This window comes from Halorubrum californiense DSM 19288, from assembly GCF_000336875.1.
GTDB classification, from domain to species: Archaea; Halobacteriota; Halobacteria; order Halobacteriales; family Haloferacaceae; genus Halorubrum; species Halorubrum californiense.
This window is the reverse complement of sequence record NZ_AOJK01000032.1, coordinates 1-6,490: the sequence shown is the minus strand read 5'-3', so window position 1 is coordinate 6,490 and position 6,490 is coordinate 1. Positions and strand designations below refer to the sequence as shown.

Annotated in this window: 6 protein-coding genes; 3 read left to right on the top strand and 3 right to left on the bottom strand. The window is 66.2% G+C overall.

Going from position 1 to position 6,490, the window contains the following annotated elements; all coding sequences use genetic code 11:
• Positions 1-418 precede the first annotated feature (418 nt).
• Positions 419-748: a non-histone chromosomal MC1 family protein gene (locus C463_RS06255; RefSeq protein ID WP_049905634.1), complete on the bottom strand. Its 330-nt coding sequence runs from the start codon at positions 746-748 to the stop codon at positions 419-421.
• Positions 749-1,137: 389 nt separating this feature from the next.
• Between C463_RS06255 and C463_RS06250 the strand changes: the two genes are divergently transcribed.
• Both C463_RS06250 and C463_RS06245 read left to right on the top strand, forming a co-directional pair.
• On the top strand, positions 1,138-1,341 hold the full coding sequence (locus C463_RS06250; RefSeq protein WP_008442109.1) for a hypothetical protein: 204 nt from the start codon (positions 1,138-1,140) through the stop codon (positions 1,339-1,341).
• 97 nt (positions 1,342-1,438) lie between these two features.
• The gene (locus C463_RS06245; protein WP_008442108.1) at positions 1,439-2,494 is read left to right on the top strand and encodes a quinone-dependent dihydroorotate dehydrogenase; all 1,056 of its coding nucleotides are present in this window, start codon (positions 1,439-1,441) and stop codon (positions 2,492-2,494) included.
• A 33-nt stretch (positions 2,495-2,527) separates the two neighbouring features.
• Here C463_RS06245 and C463_RS06240 read toward each other — a convergent pair whose 3' ends face one another.
• Positions 2,528-5,203 carry a valine--tRNA ligase gene (locus tag C463_RS06240; RefSeq protein ID WP_008442107.1) on the bottom strand — a complete coding sequence of 892 codons (2,676 nt, stop codon included), beginning with the start codon at positions 5,201-5,203 and terminating at the stop codon, positions 2,528-2,530.
• Positions 5,204-5,286: 83 nt separating this feature from the next.
• Positions 5,287-5,541, bottom strand: coding sequence for a hypothetical protein (locus C463_RS06235; protein WP_008442106.1), 255 nt, complete (start codon positions 5,539-5,541; stop codon positions 5,287-5,289).
• 481 nt (positions 5,542-6,022) lie between these two features.
• On the opposite strand from C463_RS06235, the gene C463_RS06230 reads away from it, so the two are divergent.
• Entirely contained in the window at positions 6,023-6,265 is a 243-nt protein-coding gene (locus C463_RS06230) for a ferredoxin (protein WP_008442105.1), read from the top strand.
• Positions 6,266-6,490 lie beyond the last annotated feature (225 nt).

Below are 6,490 nucleotides of genomic sequence, written 5' to 3'. Positions count from 1 at the left end.
GTTTACCCAGCGGCTTGGATGGCACCGAACGACCACGGCTCACATCAGATCACCGCTTACGCCGGAGCGCAGGGGGCGTGATCCTCATCTTTCGTGGACCTGAACGTACCGGACGACGGGTCATAAACCCATCGGAACGGTACGGGTCCAGCGAAACCGGGCCGAGTTGAACGGCCCGAGTCCGCGATGCGTTCTTCGCATTTCTTCGAATGCCCGGGTTGTACTTAACCCCGTCGAACTACCTGCGCCACGTCATGCGATTTCATGGCGGGAGCAGCGGGACAACTGACCGGATCGAGTCGAAGCGGAGACCAACCTACCCGGGACGGTATCTCTGTCGCGAAAGGGTGATCAAGTCCGAGGCGTTCCGGCCGGCCGGCAGCGAAAACAAGAGATCGGAACCGGCGCACCCGAAGGGCTACTCGTCGTCGAGGTACTCGATTCCCTGCTTCGACACGTTGGCCTTGGTGATGTCGTCGAGGTCGTTGAGCCAGAAGTCTTCGTCCGCGTCGTCGACCTCGGGAGCGCCGTCCTTCCAAGCCCACCCCTCGTACTCGTGGACTTTCTGGGTCCCCTTCTCCCGGAGACGAAGCGTCGTTCGCTCCGCCGCCTCCTCGGAGGGTGCCGGCTCGAGGGTTCGAGCCGCTTTGAGCGCCGCCTGACGCGGCATGTTTCCCGAGAACTCGCTCGGTTCCGATCCGTCTTCCTCTCGAAGGGCAAAGTTTCGCTTACCGTCTTCACGTACCATGATTTTGCCTCCGTGTGACACCAGCACACAGTGTGTAATAAATATATCGGGGAAATGAAAGCTGTGCGCCACAATTTTTATATATTACCTCGGCGGGGGCTGGCGATTTGGCGGCTCGAAGCGGAAGCGAAACGGGCGATCGGCGACGATTCGCGGGACCTTCGGCGCGCGCGACACGCTGATTCGGGGTTTACCAGGTGATTCCGATCCCGCGAATCACCGCGGGTCGGTCTCGTATTTCTGTGAGTCACCGGCCGATCAATCTCGGACGGTCTTCCCGTTCGGGTAAAAAATTTCATCGTGCGCACGCGTGCCGTCAGCCGAAACCCGAACACGCGTAAACAACACTTATGTGTCTGCTATGGCGAAGTGCGACAAGCACACCCGCGATGGTCCGCAAAAAGAAGCTCAGCCCCAGTGGCGCCAAGGACGACGACGGGGAGTACCATAACGTCCACGTGAACCTCCACGAAGACGAGCTCGCCGTCGCCGGCATGGAGATCGGCGACGAGGTGTTCGTCCGGGTCCGAGACGGGAAGATAATTATCCAGAGGGCGGACGCCAACCCGGAACAGCTCGAACACGACTTCTGACGCGGACCGCGGGAGTTCGCCACAGTTACGCCGCCGAGCGACTGCGATACGGACCGCGGTCGGCGGATTGATTGTCGCTCGTAACGAGGCCCAGACGATGGGCGCGTACGATTTGTTGAAGCCAGTACTGTTCCGGCTACCGCCGGAGACCGCACACGGACTGATCCACCGACTGCTTGGCGGCGTCCAAGGAACGCCAGTCGACGACGCGCTCGCCGAGCGGTACGCGGTCGACGACGAACGGCTCGCGGTCGACGCGTTCGGGTCGACGTTCCCGAATCCCGTGGGCGTCGCCGCCGGGTTCGACAAGAACGCGCACGTCCCGCGGGCGCTGGCGTCGCTCGGATTCGGCCACGTGGAGGTGGGCGGCGTCACCGCCGAGCGACAGCCCGGAAACCCGCGCCCGCGACTGTTCCGGTTACGCGAGGACGAGGCCCTCGTCAATCGGATGGGGTTCAACAACGAGGGCGCAGACAGAGTGGGCGAGCGCTTGGACCGCGACCCGCTGCCGGACGTACCCGTCGGCGTCAACATCGGGAAATCGAAGTCGACGCCGCTCGACGACGCCCCGGACGACTACCTGTACACGTACGGGCGCGTCGCGGACGCGGGCGATTACTTCGTGGTCAACGTCTCCAGCCCGAACACGCCGGGCCTCCGCGAACTACAGAACCGCGAGGCCCTGAAGCGGATCCTCGGGACGCTCGCCGACGCCGGCGCGGACCCGCTACTCGTGAAGCTCTCGCCGGACCTCCCGGAGCCGGCGGTCGAGGACGCGCTCGGCGTCGTCGACGACCTCGGCCTCGACGGCGTCATCGCGACTAACACGACGACGTCGCGGCCGGACTCGCTGCGGAGCCACAACAAGGCCGAGCGGGGCGGCCTCTCGGGGAAACCGATCGAGTCGCTCGCGACGGATCGGGTGCGGTTCGTCGCGGAGCGCACCGACGTCCCGGTCATCGGTGTCGGGGGAATCTCCGACGCCGGGGGCGCCTACGAGAAGATACGGGCGGGCGCCTCGCTGCTCCAACTGTACACCGGACTCGTCTACGAGGGGCCGGGACTCGCGCGCGACATCAACGAGGGGCTCCTCGAACTGCTCGAACAGGACGGGTTCGACTCGGTCGCAGACGCCGTCGGCGCGGACCTATAATTGGGTGAGGAATCGGAGGGAAGGAAGTGGAGCCTACGCGTCGTTTCGGACGATGACGACGACGTCGTCCGCCTGAAGCAGTTCGCCCTCGCCCTGATACTGCCGCTCTTCCTCGACCCCGAACTCGTCGTCGACGAGCGTGACGCCCGCGACGTGAAGTTCGTCGCCGTCGATCTCGTGCTCTCCTTGCGCGAGAGCCGCCTCGATGTCGCCGACTTGGTCGCCGTACTTCGGGCCGACGGTGGCGTAGTCGAGGTCGATGCCCGTGATCACCGTCTCGACGGGCGCGTCGCCGTCGGGGTGGACCGCGAGGTCGTCGACGTGCATCACGCCGGTGATGTCGTCCTCGAAGCCGCACACGTCGGCGTACACCTCCACCGCGTCGAGCGCGGCGGTGAGCGGGAGCTGGCTCTCGCTCTTGTACTTCCGGAGGGCGCCGACGACGGCGGTCGCGGCGGTCCCGGCGGCGCGGTCCGCCTCGACTCCCAGCGGCTCGGGCCAGTCGGTGAGGTGAATCGAATCGCTCGCGCCGTCACCGAGGTGGATCGAGTCGCTCGCGTCGGCGTACATGTCGTGCCACAGCTCCTCGGTGACGTGCGCGAGGAGGGGCGCGAACAGCTTCAGGAACCGCCGGTGGGCGGTGCGAAGCGTGTACGCGGCCGCGTCGTCCTCGCGCTGTTTCGCGATCTCGAGGTAGTCGTCACAGAACGTGTTCCAGAAGAAGCTCCGGAGCTCGTCGCGGGCCTTCGAGAACGCGCGGTCGTCGAGGAGGTCGGTGAGCCGCTCGACCTCGGCGTCGAGCTCGGCGAGGAGCCACCGGTCGAGTTCACGGAGGCCGCCCTCAGGCTCGGCCGGGAACGGCTCGGGCGCCAGCGACTCGACGAGCTTCGAGGCGTTCCACAGCTTCCGGATCAGCTTCTCGCCCGCGCGGAGGTCCTTCTCCTTGAACGGGAAGTCGTCGCCGACGGCGGTGCCGGCCGCCCAGTAGCGCGTGGCGTCGACCGGGAACTCCTCCAACACGGCCTCGGGCTCGACGACGTTGCCGACCGACTTCGACATCTTCTCGCGGTTCTCGTCGAGGACGTGTCCGTTGATCATCGTCTCCTCGAACGGGACCTCGTCGGTGTGTTCGTAGCACTTGACGAGGGTGTGGAACAGCCAGAAGCTGATGATGTCGTGGCCCTGCGGCCGGAAGTCGAACTGATACAGCTCCGGGTGCTCCATCGTGAACTCCTCGGCCTCCTCGTCCCAGTCCCAGCCCGCGTTGATGAGGGGCGTGAGACTGGAGGTGGCCCACGTGTCGAGCACGTCGTCCTCGGGCTCGAACGCGTCGTGACCGCACTCGGGGCAGGCGTCGACCGGCGGGTCGTCGGAGAGCGGGTCGACGGGCAGGTCGGCCTTGTCGGCGATAATCTCCTCGCCGCAGTCCTCGCAGTACCACACGGGGAACGGGATCCCGGAGGAGCGCTGGCGGGAGATGAGCCAGTCCCACTGGAGCCCCTCGACCCAGTGTTCGTACCGGGTGAACATCTTCTCGGGCGACCACTCCATCTCGCGGCCGACGTCGAGGTACTCGTCCGTCTTGTCGAGCATCTCGATGTACCACTGCTCGGTGACGAGGAACTCGACGCTCGTCCCGCAGCGCTCGTGGACGTTGACCGTGTGGGTGATGTCGCGGCGGTCGAGCAGCGCGCCCGCCTCGTCGAGGTCCTCGACGATGGCCTCGCCCGCCTCGTCGGCGTGGAGCCCCTCGTACGCCTCCGCGACGTCGGTCATGTGGCCGGACTCGTCGATGGCGACCCGGAGGTCCAGGTCGTGGACCTGGTACCACTCGATGTCGTTCTGGTCGCCGAACGTACAGCACATCACGATGCCGGAGCCGGTCTCCCTGTCGACGCGCTCGTCGGCGATGATCGGCACCTCGTGGCCGAACAGCGGGACCTCGGCGGACTCGCCGACGAGATGCTGATTGTCGTCGTCCTCGGGGTGGACGAAGACGGCGACGCACGCAGGGAGGAGTTCGGGCCGGGTCGTCGAGATGACGAACTCCTCGGCGTCGGCGTCGCCCTCTCCCCCGTCGGCGTCGCCGCTGCCGGCGACGGAGAAGGCGATGTCGTTGAAGTGGCTGGCCTGCTCGTCGTCCTCGGTCTCGACCTGCGAGATGGCGGTCTCGCACTCGGGACACCAGATCGCGGGCGCCTTCTCGCGGTACTCGCGGCCTTGGTCGTAGAGGTCGACGAACGACAGCTGGGAGACGCGCTGGACGCGCGGTTCGATCGTCTGGTACGTGTGGTTCCAGTCAACCGACACCCCGAGCGACTGGACGTTCTCGGTGAACTGCTGCTCGTAGTCGGCACAGACCTCGCGGCACTTCGCTTGGAACTCGCGCCGCTCGAAGTCCTGGTGCCGGATGTCGAGTTCGTCCTCCGTCAGGCGCTCGGAGGCGATGCCGTTGTCGTCGTAGCCGAACGGGAAGAACGTCTCCCCGCCGTTCATGCGCTCGAAGCGCGCGACGAAGTCCTGGAGGGTGAACCCGTACAGGTGGCCCATGTGAAGGCTCCCCGATACCGTCGGCGGGGGCGTGTCGATGGAGAAGACGGTGTTCGGATCGACCGGGTCGTCGTCGGAGTAGGCGTACGTCTCCTCGTCGACCCAGCGCCGCTGCCAGCGCGACTCGACGGCGTCGGGGTCGTACTCACCACTGGGCATTTCGGTCACACGTTCCGCCGGTTCCCCCTTAACGGCCTCGGTTGTGCGGGACGGAGCGCCGGCACGATCGCAACCGGGGGCCGTCAGACCGTGTCGTCGAGGTCGTGTTCGGCCGCCATCTTCGACGCCTCGGACGCGAACCGCTCGACCTCGTCGGCGGGCGTCTCGCCCAGCGCGCTCTCCTCGACCTCACGGCCGGCGGTGATCCCGCCGCCCGTGACGAGCCGCTGTTCGGCCAGCTCTTTCGTGTGTATCCGCTCGCCGTCCTCGGTGGCGTAGGTGAGTCGGACGAGCCCCTTCGAGTCGAACTGCCGGTCGACGAGCCAGACCGTGGTCATACGCGGCGATGGGTGCCTGCGACGCTTAAAAAGGACGGTCGACCGCAGAAGATCGGTGGCGAGAGACGAGTCCGGAGCGCAGTTGCGGTGGCGCGTGCCGACGAACAGCCGTCAGGCTGTGAGTCGCACGCGCGAGGGACGCCGCGAGCGACGGGCGACCGAAGGGAGCCCCGAGCGAGCGGCGAGGCTGGGGAGGCGTGAGGCTGCGGGGCGGGACGCAAAGGGGCAGCCGGGAGACGCCCGGACGCTCGCTGCGCGCCTCGCTCAGTCGCTCCGCTCCTTCGCTGCGGTGCTTACGTCGCCTCCGAGCGTCTCCCGGCTGGGGCTTTGGAGGTAGTTTCCGAGGATCGACCGTCGAGTCCCGATCAGTCATCGAATCCGAGTCAGTCATCGAATCCGAGTCAGTCGTCGAATCCGAACCGACCGGAGCCCTACACCTCTCGTCGTCACCGCTTTGTATCGGCTCGCCGAACCGGTAGGCATGTACGTCGAGTTCGACCGCGACACCTGCGTCGGGATGTTCCAGTGCGTCGCCGAGTGGGACGCCTTCGAAAAGAACCTGAACGACGGGAAGGCCGACTTAGCGGGAAGCGAGGAGGAGGACGAGGACCTGTTCGTCGTCGAGGTTCCCGACGGTGAGGAGCTCGACGCGAAGTTCGCGGCGCGCTCGTGCCCGGTCGACGCCATCGAGGTGTACGACGACGACGGCGAACAGGTGGTGTAGACGGTTCCGGACAGGTCGTTTGGAGAATATAGAACGGTTCCCGAAGCGATCCAGACAGCCTCCTCCAAAGCCCCAGTCGCGAGGACTCGCGCGGCTTGCTGCGCTCCTCGCTCAGTCGCTCGCGTTACTCGCTCCTTCGCTGCGGTGCTTGCTACGCCGTGCTTCGTCCTCGCGGCTGCCCCTTTGAGTCCCGCCCCGCACAGCACCGCAGCCTCACGCCTCCCC

Excerpts from the sequence above, each read along its gene's own strand:
- C463_RS06235 (WP_008442106.1), bottom strand. The coding sequence starts at position 5,541 with ATGACCACGGTCTGGCTCGTCGACCGGCAGTTCGACTCGAAGGGGCTC.
- C463_RS06230 (WP_008442105.1), top strand. The coding sequence starts at position 6,023 with ATGTACGTCGAGTTCGACCGCGACACCTGCGTCGGGATGTTCCAGTGC.
- C463_RS06240 (WP_008442107.1), bottom strand. The coding sequence starts at position 5,203 with ATGCCCAGTGGTGAGTACGACCCCGACGCCGTCGAGTCGCGCTGGCAG.
- C463_RS06255 (WP_049905634.1), bottom strand. The coding sequence starts at position 748 with ATGGTACGTGAAGACGGTAAGCGAAACTTTGCCCTTCGAGAGGAAGAC.
- C463_RS06245 (WP_008442108.1), top strand. The coding sequence starts at position 1,439 with ATGGGCGCGTACGATTTGTTGAAGCCAGTACTGTTCCGGCTACCGCCG.
- C463_RS06250 (WP_008442109.1), top strand. The coding sequence starts at position 1,138 with ATGGTCCGCAAAAAGAAGCTCAGCCCCAGTGGCGCCAAGGACGACGAC.